The sequence below is a fragment of the Bacillus sp. G1(2015b) genome, assembly GCF_001482475.1.
Taxonomy (GTDB): Bacteria; Bacillota; Bacilli; order Bacillales; family Bacillaceae; genus Bacillus; species Bacillus safensis.
Map to the genome: position 1 here is coordinate 161,357 of NZ_LKIC01000026.1, position 16,160 is coordinate 177,516.

14 protein-coding genes and 1 riboswitch are annotated in these 16,160 nt (G+C 41.7%); of the genes, 7 read left to right on the forward strand and 7 right to left on the reverse strand.

Annotation, left to right across the window (positions count from 1 at the left end):
* Positions 1 to 62: 62 nt before the first annotated feature.
* The 4 genes from AMR95_RS12350 (at position 63) to AMR95_RS12365 (ending at position 5,571) form a co-directional block, all read left to right on the forward strand.
* Positions 63 to 878 (forward strand): YwqG family protein, encoded by an 816-nt coding sequence (locus AMR95_RS12350; RefSeq protein ID WP_058838431.1) that lies wholly within the window; start codon positions 63 to 65, stop codon positions 876 to 878.
* Between the two features lie 234 nt (positions 879 to 1,112).
* Positions 1,113 to 1,946 (forward strand): BglG family transcription antiterminator LicT, encoded by an 834-nt coding sequence (gene licT, locus AMR95_RS12355; protein WP_024423922.1) that lies wholly within the window; start codon positions 1,113 to 1,115, stop codon positions 1,944 to 1,946.
* 327 nt (positions 1,947 to 2,273) lie between these two features.
* Positions 2,274 to 4,181, forward strand: coding sequence for a beta-glucoside-specific PTS transporter subunit IIABC (locus AMR95_RS12360; protein WP_058838432.1), 1,908 nt, complete (start codon positions 2,274 to 2,276; stop codon positions 4,179 to 4,181).
* On the forward strand, positions 4,153 to 5,571 hold the full coding sequence (locus tag AMR95_RS12365) for a glycoside hydrolase family 1 protein (RefSeq protein ID WP_058838433.1): 1,419 nt from the start codon (positions 4,153 to 4,155) through the stop codon (positions 5,569 to 5,571). Before AMR95_RS12360 ends, AMR95_RS12365 begins: the two co-directional genes overlap by 29 nt.
* A gap of 54 nt (positions 5,572 to 5,625) precedes the next feature.
* Here the strand turns inward: AMR95_RS12365 and AMR95_RS12370 are convergent, their stop codons facing one another.
* The 5 genes from AMR95_RS12370 to AMR95_RS12390 form a co-directional block, all read right to left on the reverse strand.
* Positions 5,626 to 6,750, reverse strand: coding sequence for a 5-methyltetrahydropteroyltriglutamate--homocysteine S-methyltransferase (locus tag AMR95_RS12370; RefSeq protein WP_058838434.1), 1,125 nt, complete (start codon positions 6,748 to 6,750; stop codon positions 5,626 to 5,628).
* A gap of 88 nt (positions 6,751 to 6,838) precedes the next feature.
* Positions 6,839 to 6,951, reverse strand: a riboswitch (SAM riboswitch).
* 82 nt (positions 6,952 to 7,033) lie between these two features.
* On the reverse strand, positions 7,034 to 8,353 hold the full coding sequence (locus AMR95_RS12375; protein ID WP_024423918.1) for a gluconate:H+ symporter: 1,320 nt from the start codon (positions 8,351 to 8,353) through the stop codon (positions 7,034 to 7,036).
* Positions 8,354 to 8,403: 50 nt separating this feature from the next.
* Positions 8,404 to 9,825, reverse strand: a complete 1,422-nt coding sequence (locus AMR95_RS12380; RefSeq protein WP_058838597.1) for a four-carbon acid sugar kinase family protein — start codon at positions 9,823 to 9,825, stop codon at positions 8,404 to 8,406.
* Between the two features lie 7 nt (positions 9,826 to 9,832).
* The gene (garR, locus tag AMR95_RS12385; protein WP_058838435.1) at positions 9,833 to 10,726 is read right to left on the reverse strand and encodes a 2-hydroxy-3-oxopropionate reductase; all 894 of its coding nucleotides are present in this window, start codon (positions 10,724 to 10,726) and stop codon (positions 9,833 to 9,835) included.
* Between the two features lie 198 nt (positions 10,727 to 10,924).
* Complete coding sequence (locus AMR95_RS12390; protein WP_175297110.1) at positions 10,925 to 11,782, reverse strand: MurR/RpiR family transcriptional regulator; 858 nt, start codon at positions 11,780 to 11,782, stop codon at positions 10,925 to 10,927.
* 161 nt (positions 11,783 to 11,943) lie between these two features.
* Between AMR95_RS12390 and AMR95_RS12395 the strand changes: the two genes are divergently transcribed.
* Positions 11,944 to 12,621: a DUF3298 and DUF4163 domain-containing protein gene (locus AMR95_RS12395; protein WP_039182576.1), complete on the forward strand. Its 678-nt coding sequence runs from the start codon at positions 11,944 to 11,946 to the stop codon at positions 12,619 to 12,621.
* Positions 12,622 to 12,708: 87 nt separating this feature from the next.
* On the opposite strand, the gene AMR95_RS12400 is transcribed toward AMR95_RS12395, so the two are convergent.
* Together AMR95_RS12400 and pepT are read right to left on the reverse strand one after the other, a co-directional pair.
* Positions 12,709 to 12,888 (reverse strand): hypothetical protein, encoded by a 180-nt coding sequence (locus tag AMR95_RS12400; protein WP_039182574.1) that lies wholly within the window; start codon positions 12,886 to 12,888, stop codon positions 12,709 to 12,711.
* A 288-nt stretch (positions 12,889 to 13,176) separates the two neighbouring features.
* Positions 13,177 to 14,409 carry a peptidase T gene (gene pepT, locus AMR95_RS12405; RefSeq protein ID WP_039182570.1) on the reverse strand — a complete coding sequence of 411 codons (1,233 nt, stop codon included), beginning with the start codon at positions 14,407 to 14,409 and terminating at the stop codon, positions 13,177 to 13,179.
* Positions 14,410 to 14,635: 226 nt separating this feature from the next.
* Here pepT and AMR95_RS12410 point away from each other — a divergent pair, with 226 nt between their 5' ends.
* Both AMR95_RS12410 and AMR95_RS12415 read left to right on the forward strand, forming a co-directional pair.
* The gene (locus AMR95_RS12410) at positions 14,636 to 14,959 is read left to right on the forward strand and encodes a WXG100 family type VII secretion target (RefSeq protein WP_024427532.1); all 324 of its coding nucleotides are present in this window, start codon (positions 14,636 to 14,638) and stop codon (positions 14,957 to 14,959) included.
* A 4-nt stretch (positions 14,960 to 14,963) separates the two neighbouring features.
* Positions 14,964 to 16,160, forward strand: coding sequence for a DUF6861 domain-containing protein (locus AMR95_RS12415; protein WP_058838598.1), 1,197 nt, complete (start codon positions 14,964 to 14,966; stop codon positions 16,158 to 16,160).

Genomic DNA, 16,160 nt, shown 5'->3' on the forward strand with positions numbered 1-16,160 from the left:
GTATGATAGAAAAAGAGAGACTAGTTTTGTCATTAGACCTATTCATAAGGAGGAAGATCATCGTGACACAATCAGCGAAGCTGAAAGAAATACTTGCACCCTACCGTCCGTTGTTAGATAAAACGGAAAAACCAATGATTCAATTACAGATGAAACAAGGAAAAACAGGACCATACGACAGCAAAATAGCTGGAGATCCTTACTTCCCCAAAAACGACGAATATCCTGTTGACGGCGAAGGACATCCTATGAAACTTTTGGCGCAAATTAATTTCGGCCAGCTGCCAAAGCTGAAGGATTATCCAGAAACAGGGATTTTGCAAGTCTTTATTTCTGTGCATGATGATCTTTATGGAATGAATATTGACCATAAAACAGAGCAAAAAGATTTTCGAATTAAATTTATTGAGGAACCTTTCTTGGCAGAAGAAGAGTTATTGACTGATTTTTCTTTTGTGAAAATTCCAGACGATTTTTATTTTCCTGTAACGAAGGAAGGCGCAATTACAGGTGAATTAGCAAGCGAAACGATTAGTGTAGGAGATTTCCGCTTTGAAAAAGTCACAGGAAAGAACAGCTGGGACCTATTCGAAGATGCAGATGGTGTTAATGGCGATGAAGCAGATGCCCTGCTGGATGAATTTTATGAAACAGCGAGTGGCTTTGGTCACAAATTGGGCGGGTACCCAGGGTTTACACAAGAAGACCCGCGTACCTATGTAGATCAAGAACATACCGTTTTGTTATTACAAATTGACTCAGATGACGAAGTAGATTTGATGTGGGGAGATTGCGGTATTGCCAACTTCTTTATCAAACCAGAAGATCTCAAACGAAAAAATTTCGAGAATGTTGTCTATAATTGGGACTGCTCCTGATTTTGTAAAAAACACACTTTAAACACTCTTTATAGAGTGTTTTTGTGTATGTTTTTAGACTTTTTTGCCCCTATTTCGTCATTTCTGAGAGGCAATATGTCATTCTTACTAGTTGACCGGATCAAAAAAAAATGTAAAATCATCTTAAAGTCCTCTTTTTTGAAAATAATAATAAAATGACATATCAATCAACGATAAATGCTCGAAAAAGCGGAATGTACTGGGGGGTATCAATTGATCATTTCGAAAGTAATCAATAATAATGTTGTCAGTGCGTATGATGACGAGCAGCATGAGCTGGTCATTATGGGCAGAGGGATCGCGTTTCAAAAGAAAAGCGGAGACCCGATTGACGAAGAACGAATCGAGAAGGTATTTTCTATTCAAAATAAAGATATATCAGAAAAATTCAAAACCCTGCTTTATGATATTCCAATCGAGTATATGCAAGTGTGCGAGGCGATTATTGAGCATGCGAGAACAACCCTTAACAAAAATCTAAATGACAGCATCTATGTGACGCTGACGGATCATATCACCTTTGCCATAGAACGTCATCAAAAAGGAATGGACATCAAAAATGCCTTGCTCTGGGAAATCAAACGGCTGTATAAAGATGAGTTCAGATGTGGTTTAGAAGCTATTCGGATCATTGAGGACAAGCTGAGCATCCATCTTCCTGAGGATGAAGCCGGCTTTATTGCCATGCATATTGTCAATGCAGAGCTCAATGAGGAAATGCCAAACGTGATTCAAATCACCAAGCTCATTCAAGATATTTTAAACATCGTAAAGTATCACTTTCAAATTGATTTAGACGAGGAATCATTAAATTATTTCCGATTTGTGACGCATTTGAAGTTTTTCGGACAGCGTCTGTTTAACGAAACTCAAATGGAAAATCAAAATGAGTTTCTGTATGAAGTGGTAAAAGAGAAAAACACTGCAGCTTTTCAATGCGCAGAAAAAATTAACGAGTATGTTCAAAAAGAATACAACCGAAGTCTCATAGAAGATGAAATGTTATATTTAACTTTGCATATAGACAGAGTAATAAAAAGAAAATAAATTCAAAAAGAAAGCGTTGACATCACAAAATTAACATGATAATTTATAACTATAAACTAAATAACCCACAATCTTTTAGGATTGTTACTGGTCAAGCAGGCAAAACCTAAATCATTGTCCCTATCTTTGATAAGGCATGATTTAGGTTTTTTTATATCTAAAGACTTATAAAAATTAAATAACGATCAATCGCTATGAAGGATTGTTACTGGTTAAGCAGGCAAAACCTAAATATCGATTAATGTCTGAATCGCTATTTCTCGGACATTAATGGATGTTTAGGTTTTTTCTATATCAAGATGAAATCAACGATTGGAGGGTAACACAATGAACCACAAACAAACAGCAAAAGAAGTGCTAGAACTTGTCGGCGGTGAAAAAAATGTTAAGCAAGTCACACATTGTATGACAAGACTTCGCTTCAACTTATACGATGAAAGCAAGGCAGATAAAGAAAAGCTGCAATCAACAGACGGCGTCATGGGCGTGAATCAAAGCGGAGGTCAATATCATGTCATTATCGGCAATGATGTCTCAAATGTCTATCAAGCGATGATTGCTGACTCTGGGTTATCAACAGATGTAAAATCAAGCGGTACAGAAGAAGCATCAAAACAAAATGTGATATCAAAGCTTTTCGATTTTATCTCTGGTGTCTTCACACCGATTCTCCCAGCCATCGCTGGAGCCGGTATGATCAAAGGGATTTTGGCACTGATGCTCACATTTCAGTGGATATCAGATAAAAGCAGCACGTATGCGATTTTAACAGCTATCGGAGATGGAGCCTTTTACTTCTTACCGATTCTACTTGCTGTAAGCGTAGCCAAAAAAATTGGTACAAATCAGTATATCGCAGCTGCCATTGCAGCAGCAGCACTGCACCCGCAGTTAACCGCTTTACTGGGTGCGGGAAATACAGAATTTCTCGGCTTGCCAGTGGTTGCCGTTGTGTACTCTTCATCGGTAATTCCAATTCTCCTTACCATTTGGCTCGGCTCATATGTTGAAAGATTCGCAGAAAAATATAGTCCAAAATCATTAAAGATCATCCTTGTTCCAACAGTTACACTTCTTGTCGTTGTACCGGTTATGCTCATCGCGGTTGGACCACTTGGTGGAATTATCGGTAATGGCCTTTCAGGTGGAATTGATTTATTGTTTAAACATGCAGGTATTTTGGCAGGGCTCTTGATTGGCGGGTTCATGTCACCATTGATCATTACGGGCATGCACTATGCACTGCTTCCAATCATGATTAACAACATTACATTAAACGGTTTTGACTTTATTCTTCCAATGATGTTTGTAGCGAATATGGCACAAGCAGGCGCAGCATTCGGTGTCTTCTTAAGATCAAAAAACAAAACATTCAAATCATTGGCGATGTCTACAAGTATTACAGCTTTAATGGGTATTACTGAACCTGCTATGTATGGTGTGAACATGCGATTGAAAAAACCGTTCTTTGCAGCCCTCATTGGTGCAGCAACAGGCGGCGTGTTCATGTCGATCTTTAAAGTAAAATCATATGTGGTATCTGGATCAGCAGGCCTCCCAGGTCTCCCAACATTCATTGGACCAACATTTATCTACTCTATCATCGGCTTAATCATCGCCTTTGTCGTAGCATCAATCATGACACTTGTTCTAGGATTCAAAGATGTACCAGTGAAAGATGATAAAAAAGCAGACAAACCAGAAGAAAAAAAAGACACAGCAGCGCTTCAAAATGAAGTGGTACAAAGCCCGCTTGAAGGTCAATTAAAGCCGCTCAATCAAGTAAATGATGCAACATTCTCTAATGAAATCATGGGCAAAGGTACAGCCATTGTACCAACTGTTGGACGCGTTGTTGCACCGTTCAACGGCAAGGTTGAAACCATTTTTCACACAAAACATGCCATTGGCTTGAAGAGTGACCAAGGCACAGAACTTCTTATTCATGTCGGGATTGACACGGTAAAACTTGACGGAAAGTATTTCACAAGTCATGTGCAGTCCGGTGATCTTGTTAAAGCAGGAGATTTGCTTGTTGAATTTGATATCAAGGGTATTCAGCAAGAAGGCTATGATGTGACCACACCTGTTATTGTTACCAACACAAATGATTATGCTCAAGTTGATGCGAAAACAGATGGAGCAATTACAGTGAAAGAGACACTGCTTACAGTCAGTGTAGAAGAAAAAGAGGAGGGCATTCAACATGAACAAGTTAGAAAAAACATTTCCTAAAGGTTTCTTATGGGGCGGCGCTGTTGCAGCCAACCAAGTTGAAGGCGCATATAATAAAGATGGAAAAGGCTTATCGACAGCTGATGTATCGCCAAATGGTATTATGCACCCATTCGATGAATCAATGAAAGACCTTAACTTATATCATGATGCCATCGATTTCTACCATCGCTATAAAGAAGATATTGCACTCTTTGCAGAAATGGGATTCAAGAGCTTCAGACTATCCATTTCTTGGCCGCGTATTTTCCCAAATGGCGACGATGCGGAACCGAATGAAGCAGGTCTCGCTTTTTATGAAAAAGTATTTGATGAACTTCATAAGCATGGAATTGAGCCAGTTGTTACGATCTCTCACTATGAAATGCCGCTTGCACTTGTGAAAAACTACGGTGGATGGAGAAACCGTAAGCTTGTGGATCTTTATGAAACATACGCTAAAACATTGTTCACTCGCTTTAAAGATAAAGTGAAATATTGGATGACTTTCAATGAAATCAATGTCGTGTTACATGCACCTTTCACTGGCGGCGGGCTTGTATTTGAAGAAGGGGAAGACGAGAAAAGCATTCAATATCAAGCAGCGCATCACCAATTTGTTGCAAGTGCTCTGGCTGTTAAAGCAGGACATGAAATCATTCCAGATGCAAAAATTGGCTGTATGATTGCAGCGATGACCACATATCCGTACAGCTCAAGACCAGAGGATATGTTTGCTGCAATTGAGCAAGACCGTAAAACATTGTTCTTCTCAGATGTACAGGCAAGAGGCTATTACCCAGGTTACATGAAACGTTATTTCCTTGAAAATGACATCAACATTGAGTTCCAAGACGGGGACGAAGACATTTTAAGAAACCATACAGTTGACTATATTGGCTTCAGTTATTATATGAGTTTTGTAACGAGTACAGATCCAAAGGTCCTTGAACAAGTTACTGGCGGTAACCTATTTGAAGGTGTGAAAAACCCTTATCTAGAAGCAAGTGATTGGGGCTGGCAAATTGATCCGAAAGGACTTCGTACAACACTGAATCAGCTGTATGACCGCTACCAAAAGCCTTTGTTTATCGTAGAAAATGGATTGGGTGCTGTCGATCAAGTAGAAGAAGACGGATCAATTCAAGACGATTACCGAATTGATTACCTCAGAAGCCATTTGCTAGAGGCGAGAGAAGCCATCGCAGACGGAGTAGACCTGATCGGTTATACAAGCTGGGGCCCAATTGACCTAGTCAGCGCATCAACGGCTGAAATGAAAAAACGCTATGGCTTCATTTATGTCGACCGTGATAACGAAGGAAACGGTACATTAGATAGAAAGAAAAAGAAAAGCTTCGATTGGTATAAACAAGTGATTGCGACGAATGGTGAACATTTGGATGCATAAAAGAAAAAGACAAACCGCTCATACTGCGGTTTGTCTTTTTTGTCCTTTGAGGGACTACGAAGTCCACACTTGATCTGCAATCTCAATCACATGACGCAGTTTTTCCCATTGCTGTTCTTCTGTTAACAGGTTGCCTTCCTCTGTTGAGGCGAATCCACATTGTGGACTCAAACAAATTTGGTTAATGTCCACATATTGAGCCGCTTCCTCAATGCGTTTTTTAATCTGTTCAACTGGCTCAAGCTCACCGTATTTTGAAGTGACAAGGCCTAGTACGATTTGAAGGTTTGGGTTCTTCACATATCGAAGGGGCTCAAATCCGCCAGAACGATCGTCGTCGAATTCTAAAAAGAGACCATCAAGATCTAAGCCGGCGAAAATTGTTTCTGCCGCTGCTTCGTAACCACCTTCAGCTGCCCAAGTTGATTTAAAGTTACCGCGGCAAATGTGCATAGTAATCACCAAATCCTCTGGGCGATCAGCAACAGCTTCATTGATTGTCTTCGCAAACGACTCACGAAGTTCATCTTCTTCACGGCCAAAGGCTTTGATTTGCTCGTGACCTTTTTCAGAAAAGAACACGGCCCATGCCGTATCATCCAGCTGCAAGTAGCGGCAGCCTGCATCATAAAAAGCACGGATGGCTTTCTTATACGCCTGTGCCACATCATGGTGGAATTCCTCTAAGCTGTCATACACTCCTTCTTCAAGCTTTCCACGGAAAAAGAGCATATTCGGACTTGGAATCGTCATTTTAGCCGAATGATCACCAGCGATGCTGTGAAGGAAACGATAATCCTCCAACATTGGATGATCTGTAAAATCGATCTTGTCTGTTACCTTGATCCCTCTTGCTTTTGTCGTTGTGTTATGAAATTGAATGCCCTGATCTGCTTCAAATCCTTCAACCCCATCGAGTCCTTCCAGAAAGTCAAAATGCCACCATGCACGTCTGAACTCACCATCTGTGACAACCTCTAACCCAATTTCTTTTTGCTTCTCTACAATACGTGTAATTTCTTCGTTTTCAATTTGTCGAAGCTGCTCTGCTGTCAGCGTACCGTCTGCCTTTTGCTTGCGTGCTTCCTTGATGCGTTCTGAACGAAGTAAGCTTCCTACTTGATCTGCGCGGTATGGCGGTTTCGTTGTTTTCTTTCCAATGGTTTGTACTTGTGTCATGCTGAATCCCTTCTTTCTTCAGGTTAAAAAATCAAATAAAAAAGCTCTTCCTTGGATAAGGAAGAGCATCATATACTGTGAGAACTCTGCCTTATCTTCAAACAAGCATCTGCTTGCTTAAGGAATTAGCACCATTCTGTTCCTAGGAACAGCGGTTGCCGGGTTTCACAGGGCCAGTCCCTCCACCACTCTTAATAAGGTTACCTTTTGATTCAATTTTCTTAATAAACACAATTATTCAACCTTTTCAGGGAAAAGTCAATGGTTTTTACAATTTAATTTCCTACATGAACAAATCAGCAACAAGAACACCAGCAAGTCCGACAAGTGAAAGCACGGTGACCATCAATGTCCACGTTTTAAAGGTTTGAGCCATTGATAGGTTAAAGTATTCTTTATAAATCCAGAAACCCGCATCATTCACATGAGAGAACGTGATACTGCCGGCACCTGTTGCGATCACCATTAATTCAGGGCTGACACCCGTCAGGCCAATCAGTGGTGCAGAAATGCCAGCCGCCGTGAGACCGGCGACAGTCGCTGATCCTAAAGAGACACGAAGGACAGCAGCAATGAGCCAAGTCAGAAGCAGGGGAGAAAGTGTGCTTCCTTGCATAATACCTGCAATATATTGATCGACGCCGCTATCAATGAGCACCTGTTTAAAGGCGCCTCCGCCCGCAATAATTAATAAAATCATAGCAATGGAGCCGATAGAATCCGTGATGGACTTCATCACGTCCTGCATGCTCTTTCCTCTTCCAAGCCCAAACGTGTAGATGGCAAGCAGCACTGAGATTAATAGTGCAATCGCCGGTTCGCCTAAAAACTCAGCGGTAGGCAGCAATGGGGAGGAAGGGAAGAAAATTTCTAGAAATGCTCTGAAAGTCATAAGCAATACAGGCAAAACAGCGGTGAAAATGCTAATGCCGAAGCTAGGCATTTCTTCTTCTGTGAATTCCTTTGGATTAAATAAGTTCTTTGGAATATGTGCGTGCAACTGGTCTTTTTTAAATAGTTTTGTAAACAGAAGTCCACCTACTAAAACAGCAGGAATCGCTAAAATAATCCCAACCAATAAGGTTTGTCCCATGTTTGCTTGAAAGACATTCGCAATGGCAGTCGGCCCTGGGTGAGGAGGGAGGAAGCCATGTGTGGTGATGAGAGCAGCGACAAGCGGCATGCCCACATACAGCACAGGAAGTCTTGCAGCCTGAGCGATCGTAAAGACTAATGGAATTAAAATAATGAATCCGGTTTCATAAAATAGAGCAATTCCAATCACAAATCCAGTCAGCATCGTTGCCCATTGGATTTTTCCGATGCCAAATCGGTCAATGAGTGTCATCGCGATACGCTGAGCACCGCCAGAATCAGCCATCAATTTCCCAAGCATCGCTCCAAAACCGAGAACGAGTGCCAGGTGTCCGAGCGTACTGCCAAGTCCTTTTTCGACGGAAGCAATCGCTTCTAGTGGTGTCATCCCTTCTAACACAGCAACAATTAAAGAGACAATAATCAAAGAAATGAAAGCGTTTAACTTAAAGACAACCATGAGTAAAAGCAATAACAAAACGCCAAGTCCAATAAACACTAACGACATGATCTTTCCTCCTTTGTGGTGCATAAGGGGGCGCAAACACCCCCTATGTCTTATCCTTCAAGTATGTCTACAGCTTCTTTTAACGTATCCTTTGACCCAACATTTCCCGGGAAAATCACATAAGACATGAAAGGGAATTTACTTTCTTCTCCTGTTTGCCAAACAGGGATCCCTGGTTTGATTTGACCTGCCACGGTCGCACGTCTCACGCTAAGACCTCTTGTCCCAATATCGCTGGAAGTAATTCCGCCTTTGGCAATGAGATACTTAGGACGAATGGTGAGGCGCTGGACAATACTTGTCACAGCATCACTAATCTGTACAGAGAGCTTTAATTCTTCCTCTTGGCGATCATCCCCAAGATCAAGCCGTTCTCTTCTTGTATAAACAGCCACAGATTGACCTGCTGCCAACAGTGCTTCAGTTTGCTGAATGACACGGTCAATTTCTTTGCGAAAGGCATCAGGCTCTAACACGAGGTGGGTATTAAATTCAATAAAAGCCATCTCTTTATGTTGCTCAAGCGCTTTTAATTGTTCTGTTGTTTTTTTCACATGAGAACCGATCATAATGAGACCACCATGAGGGCTTTCTTCTTGTATCAAGTCATCTCTTGTTAATAAGGCGTGATCCCCTATACCGCCAAGTACTTTTGTGAGCGCCGCTGCACTTCTGAACATCAGCTGCTGTCCTGCTTGAATGGCTTCAATGAGAGCGGTGACAAAGACTTTGACATCGTCATAGTCCACTGCGTTTACAACCACCTTTTTGAAATCCTTCACACCCATGAGCTGTTGTTTGATTTGATCGATGCGTAAAGCCCGCAGATCAGCTAACGAAATGTAGGTCGTGTTCTCTTTTGTGAACAATCCCTCTGACTTTTCTTCAATCCATTCTCCTAGATGAGAGGATTGAAAGCCGAATGTACGGTCTCTTGCAAATTCTGTATCACCAGCAGGAATTAATTCGTGTCCTTCCTGTACGTAATGAATATTGTCGATCGTAAAGCGTCCGCCTTCTTGGAAAAAAGGAAAAAGGATTTCCCCATCGAACTGGCGGGAGCTTTGCTGTTCAATGGTCGTTTTGAGTACTTCAGTTTCAAGCGGAAAGTGTCCGCGAAGAGTAGAATCTCCTCGGCTGACAATGATGAATTCCTGATTAAGCCGTTCAGCCACCTTTACAATGGTTGCAGCAATGGTTTCGTGCGCAGCGGCAGTTTCTTTCTCTGTCATACTGCGAGAATTGGTCAGTATAAAGAACATGCGGCTGTCTTCAAGAAAACCAGCCTCAATGCTTTCTTCTGACCAATCGGTGAAAACAGAGACGCCATGTACGGTTTGAATCCCTGTTGGATCATCGTCTAATACAATGACTTTATGCTGAAAGCTGCTCAGTGCTTGTTCGTATGCTGATTGAATGGCCTTTGAATCTGCTTTCGGAATGGCATTCAGTATGTCAGTGCTTTGCTTCATGATCATCTCATCCTTTCTTTACTTCGACATGAGCCATTTTTTCGTAATATTGAACGATGCCGCCATGATCAAGCCCGGATTTTCCGTCCGCTTTGAGGGCGTGGAAGATTTCAAGCAGCTGGCTAGAAAGGGGAAGAGGAACACCGATATCATGAGCAGTTTCCATGACATTGGTTAAATCCTTCAAGTTGATGTCGATGCGTCCGCCAGGTTCAAAATTTCGTTCTAAGATGAGAGGAACTTTTGCATCGAGAACGGCACTTCCTGCCAGTCCGCCGCGGATGGCTTCATACATCTTATCAATGGCAATGCCTGATTTAGCGGCTAGAACGAGCGCCTCGGACATGGCCGCAATATTTAAATTGACGATGATTTGATTGGCTAGCTTCGCTGTTGTGCCGCTCCCATTTGCCCCAACTAATACGACCTCAGTGCCCATCGCAAGCAGGACATCCTTCACTTGCTCAAAGATCGATTCTTCGCCGCCAGCCATGATGGCTAGTGTTCCGTCTATTGCCTTCGGTTCTCCGCCGCTGACAGGTGCATCAATAAATTCCACCTGCTGCTGTTTGGCAAGAGCAGCTAAAGCCCTGGAGGTTACAGGAGAAATTGAGCTCATATCTACGATGACAGTGCCAGGTGCGGCTGTCGTTAAAATGCCATGATCACCTGAAACGACTGCCTCTACATGCTCTCCTTTAGGAAGCATTGTGATGATGATATCGCTTTCAGAAGCTGCCTCAGCTGCTGAAACAGCACCTTTTGCTCCGGCTTTCTGTAACGATCGAATCGCTTCCTCATTTAGGTCAAAAACCGTTAAAGTATGACCGGCTTTTAATAGATTGAGTGCCATCGGTTTTCCCATAATACCTAGTCCAATAAATCCAATCTTCTTTGTCACGTTGACCGCCTCCTATATAGAAAACCCTTACAAAAAGCGCTTTCTTTTCTTTATGTTAGTATATATACTATCTTTTAAATTTAATAGTAGTAAATAAACTATTGTTCATTTAATGTACATGACGTGATAGGAACGTGTCAACGGAAAATATGAAAAAAGTCACAAAAAAAGACCGGAATCAGCTCCGGTCTTTTGTGTTCATGTTTTATTTTTAGCTACGGCTAATCTAGATCGTTTCACGTTTTCAATGGCATTTGATCCTAGCTCTAAAACAGCGGCGACGTATAGTACATCAATGATCACAAGCTGGTTGATACGGGAGATCATGGAGTCCGATCGATAGGTTGTCTCTCTGGAAGAGCTAAGCAGATGAAAATCAGACCGTTTTGCGAGCTCAGATTTCGGATAGCTGGTAATAGAAGCAACCCTTGCCCCTTTTTCTTTTGCAAACTGTACAGCGTCAAGAATTTCTCTGCTTTCTCCTGAATGGGAGATTGCGACGATAAAATCGTGTTCCGTGGCGTGTGTTGCAATCATATTCATCATATGCGGATCACTGCAGAGGCTCACTTCAAAACCAAGCTGCAGGAACTTATGATAAGCATCACCAGCAATAAAGCTGGACGCACCTGCTCCAAAAAAGACGGTTTTATGTGCCTGTTTCATGTGTTCAATGAATTGTGTGACGGCATGATCCTCTAAAATATGTTTCATATCTTGGATAGAGTTTGTTGTTAACTCTATGACCTTATGCTTAATGTCAGCTACACTATCGGATGCCTCGATCTCGCCGTATATGGATTGAGGCGTATTGGTCGCGATATCCTGTGCGACATGGACACGAAACACTTGATACGATTCATAGCCAATTTTTCTTAGAAAACGAAAGATCGTCGTTTCACTTGTGCTGCATTCAGCAGCGAGTGCACTGATAGAATGAAGCACAACTTTCTGAGGGTTTTGTAAGATGTAATTGGCAATCTTTTTCTGGGTTGGGGACAAACTATGAAACGTCGTCCGAATGTGACTAAAAATATTCTCTTCTATGATAAACACCACACTTCATCTAGCATTCTACATTAAGCATACAGGAACTTATGAAAACGGTAAACAAACCAGATGTGGAAAAATGAAGAATAATATGGAAAAAATACTTCTTTTGGTTCTTTTGTCATGGTATACTCATCTGGTAATAGACAAAAATGGGGGTTTTTACTATGACAATGAAAAAAGGCCTAACGATCAGCCTGCTTATTTTCTCACTGATTGTTTCCTTGTTTGCGCCAGTTGGATCTGCGGATGCCAAACAAGCAAAAAAAGCAAAAGTAAGCACACATTATTATAAAAAGAAAAAAACGTTCAAATATGCACAGGTGAAAAACCTAAGCAAGGCGCATATGAAAACCATCAATCGTGATTTAAAAGAAGATATTGCTTTCTCTTATTCTACTTACTTGTTCTTAAAGGATGAAGCGAAAAAGGAAGGCTTTGGGAAGATCACGTACGAGAGATCGTTTAAAACGAAATTTAACAATGGGAAGAAACTAAGTATCTTAAACTATGACTACATGAATGATGGCAGCATGCACGGGGACACAATGGTTTCCAGCATGAACTATGTGTTAACAAAGAAAAAAACAAAGCAGCTGTTCTTGACTGACGTTGTGAAAACAAAGAAAAAGCGTACGAAAGTAAGAGATTATATTTATAACTACACAAAGAAACATAAAAGCAAATTCTATGCGAACCTGAAAAAAAGTGACATTGAAATCAACTACAACACACAGTATTACTTCACGAAAAAGGGAATTGCTGTTGTCTTCCAGCCATATGAAATTTCACCTTATTATGTTGGAATTCCTATGATTCAAGTTCCTGCGAAGGTATATAAATAAAAAGAAAAACGACCACTGAATCTGGTCGTTTTTTGCTATCTATGCCAACACAAAAAAGAGCCCCTCATGAGGCTCTTTTATTTGGATTTATACTTGTTTAGGTGCTTCGTTTAGTGGGTGACGGCGTTTTCCGTTGTAGTGGCGGCGCATACGAAAGATTTCAAACTCCGAAAGCTCTGCGCTTTTTCTTTTTTGGGTGCGGTTATCTTTTTTGAAAGAGAATAGTAAGTAGCAGCAAAGTGAAGCGATAATCAATAAAATCATCATATGACATTCCTCCAATTCATCCTATTCTTTAAGTGTAGACAGGGTGAGTGATGTTTATAACTGAAAATAAGCAGCAGAATCGGTTTAGTTCTTAAGGTTCATTTGATCTGCTATTTTAGGTCTAAAATACTGGTTGTTTTTAACTATTATATTTCCAGTTATTTCACTCGTCAAGAAGAATTTTTCTGGGGTTGTCTCTATTAGTACGAATAAGTGTCATAAAAGTTTCAGAAAATTGTAAACTTTTATTAAAAAACCGTTCCCGAACAGGAACGGTTGTAAACATGTCTATGCTTTTTCTTCAAATAAACGGGCAATTTCAACGATAACTTCGGTTGCTTTCACCATGTTTTCAACGGAAATAAATTCATATTTACCGTGGAAGTTTTCTCCGCCAGTAAAGATGTTTGGCGTTGGTAGACCTTTATATGAAAGCTGGGAGCCATCTGTGCCGCCGCGGATTGGTTCAATGACCGGTGTGACTGAGCGATTTTCCATAGCTTCATGAGCTATGTCCACAATATGTTTCACCGGCTCAATTTTTTCTCTCATATTATAATATTGATCCTGAATGCTGAGGGTGATGCTGTTTTCTCCGTAGGTGGCTTTTAAGTCATTTGCTATTTTTTCAAACAATGCCTTGCGATTGTTGAATTTCTCTTTATCAAAATCACGGATAATATATTGCAGCTCCGCCTCTTCTACTTCTCCTACAAATTTCGTCAGGTGGAAAAAGCCTTCGTAGCCTTCTGTATACTCCGGAGATTCGTCAGAAGGAAGTTTGTTATGAAAGAGCATCCCGATTTTCGCAGCGCTGACCATTTTGTCCTTAGCTGTTCCTGGGTGGACGTTGTTTCCTTTAATGGATACTTTCGCACCTGCTGCGTTAAAGCTTTCATATTGCAGCTCGCCAAGCGGTCCGCCGTCAATTGTGTAAGCATAGGAAGCGCCAAAGGCATCAACATCAAACTTGTGCGGCCCTCTGCCAATCTCTTCATCTGGCGTAAAAGCGACGCGGATTTTTCCATGCTTAATGTCTGGGTGTTCAATTAGGTAATGCATAGCTGTCATAATTTCTGCGATACCAGCTTTGTTATCTGCACCAAGCAGGGTAGTGCCATCTGTTGTGATCAGCGTATGTCCTTGGTACTTTTGTAAATTTGGAAACTGTTGTGGAGATAAAACGATATGTAGATCTTCATTTAAGGTAATGTCGCCGCCTTGATAGTTCTCATGAAGCTGCGGTTTTACATTTTTGCCGGTGAAGTCAGTGGCTGTGTCGATATGAGCCAAAAAGCCAATGGTCGGCACGTCTTTGTTTGTGTTAGACGGAATCGTTCCCATGACATAGCCGTTTTCATCCATTGTCACTTCTTGAATCCCGATGGATTTCATTTCTTCAACAAGCTGTCTCGCCAGGTTCAATTGTCCTTCAGTAGATGGGCAGCTTTCCTTTTCTGCATCTGACTGCGTATCTACCTTCACATAGCTTGTGAAACGCTGAATCATTTCCTCTTTCATCTATACGTCACTCCTTTTGTAGAATACGTCCATTTTATCACGTCTTGAATGCGCTTCATAACAAGAAAGGCTTTCTCTGGCAATTAGAGAGGAAAAAGGCCTACTTTCATTAGGTGATGTGCTGAATGGTTCTTTAGGGTGATTTTTTTGGGTGTCTTTTTATTTATAATGAGGACATATAAAATCATCCATTTGTACGTTAAATTGGGAGAAAGGGGTGCGAAAGTTGGATTCTAGTCAAACGCTGGCACTCGCTCAAAAGTTTCAGGAAGCGGCTGATGAGATTCGGCAGTCAAAGCAGCTGCTGGAAAATCGGCTGAAGGCAGTAGGATCAGGCTGGCAGGGAGAAGCAAGAGATAAATTTGATCAAAGCTTTGAAGAAACAACGGCACGCTATGATCAATTTGAAAAGGATTTGCTTGAAACAAGTCAGGAACTGCGTGATGCAGCGGTCAAAATTGAGGAGCGTAAAGCTGAAATTGCCAGAATGGAAGAGCTTGAGCGAAAGAGACGAGAAGAACGGAGAGAAAGAAACAGAGAAGGGAGATGATGTGATGGCACGTGACATTGTGGTTGATACAGATCAGCTGACAGGGTTGGCGAATGATTTTGTAGGCGAGCTGTCAGCCATTGAAACGAAGCACCGCGATTTACATAGTGAACTGGACGGGCTGATTTTAGGCTGCGATCCTCGGTATAGAAGCTGTTTTTCTGGTGTCGGGGATGCATGGGGAGCAGGACAAGCGTTAATCAGCAAATTGAGCAGCGATGATATTGCCATTCGTCATGCAACAGATAAAATGGTCGAAGCAGATGATATATTGCGGAAATTGTACAGCATCTATGATCAATATGGTACACTCACGAGCTTAGCAGGTATCGTGATGATGCAGGCGAAATATTACGGGCTTGGAATGACGACCTTCATTAAAGAAAATGGCCGATATGCAGCGCAGCATTCGAAGCTGCTGCTTGATCTGACCAGCCGGGTAGAAGGAACGAGATTTGACAGGTTAGCAAGGATTTGGCTGAGTAAAAAAGAATTATTAAAACGATCGAACTGGCCGATGGCTGACTTGGTCCATAAGAAATTCACAAAATTTTATCCTGACGATACAGTTGCGTTCACAAACAGTGTCCGTGATTTTACAAAAGGAAGTATTAATTGGAAGGACACAGCTGCGATCAAGTCTGTTCTGAAAAATGGTGCAAGGTTTGCGAAAGGGAATGCCATCATTGCAACAGTTGTCACTGGTGCAACAGAAACAGTGGGCTGTGGATTGAAAATTGCCGAGAACTATGCAGAATTCGGTGATCAGCCAGAAGTTCTTAAGCGTGAAAATGCAAAGGCTGTTGGAAATGCAGTGAACAATACGGTCTTTATCGCTGGCGGTTCTGTCGCAGGTGCCGTTGTCGGCGGCGCTCTAGGAAGCTTTGCAGGCCCGATTGGTACCGTTGTTGGCGGAGCCATTGGTTCAGCGGTAGGTGGATTTATTGGAGAAAAAGTCGCCAAGCTGACATCCGGTTTTGCTGAACAGATGGCAGTGAAATTAAAGGACCCGATTCATGCGGTCGTGGATAAAGGGAAAAAAGCATTCGAACTGGCGGGTCAAGGTGTGAAAGCTGTCAATGATACCATTGATCAGGCAAATCAGGTGATACATAAAGGGATAGAGAAAACAAAAGAAACCGCAGATTCGCTCATAAAGGGTGCAGGCGATTTCTTTAAGGGTGCATTTTCTTTTGGATAA

Coding starts and splice junctions, on each gene's coding strand:
- AMR95_RS12360 (WP_058838432.1), top strand. CDS start 2,274: ATGAACCACAAACAAACAGCAAAAGAAGTGCTAGAACTTGTCGGCGGT.
- AMR95_RS12365 (WP_058838433.1), top strand. CDS start 4,153: ATGAACAAGTTAGAAAAAACATTTCCTAAAGGTTTCTTATGGGGCGGC.
- AMR95_RS12370 (WP_058838434.1), bottom strand. CDS start 6,750: ATGACACAAGTACAAACCATTGGAAAGAAAACAACGAAACCGCCATAC.
- AMR95_RS12375 (WP_024423918.1), bottom strand. CDS start 8,353: ATGTCGTTAGTGTTTATTGGACTTGGCGTTTTGTTATTGCTTTTACTC.
- AMR95_RS12380 (WP_058838597.1), bottom strand. CDS start 9,825: ATGAAGCAAAGCACTGACATACTGAATGCCATTCCGAAAGCAGATTCA.
- AMR95_RS12395 (WP_039182576.1), top strand. CDS start 11,944: ATGACAATGAAAAAAGGCCTAACGATCAGCCTGCTTATTTTCTCACTG.
- AMR95_RS12400 (WP_039182574.1), bottom strand. CDS start 12,888: ATGATGATTTTATTGATTATCGCTTCACTTTGCTGCTACTTACTATTC.
- pepT (WP_039182570.1), bottom strand. CDS start 14,409: ATGAAAGAGGAAATGATTCAGCGTTTCACAAGCTATGTGAAGGTAGAT.
- AMR95_RS12415 (WP_058838598.1), top strand. CDS start 14,964: ATGGCACGTGACATTGTGGTTGATACAGATCAGCTGACAGGGTTGGCG.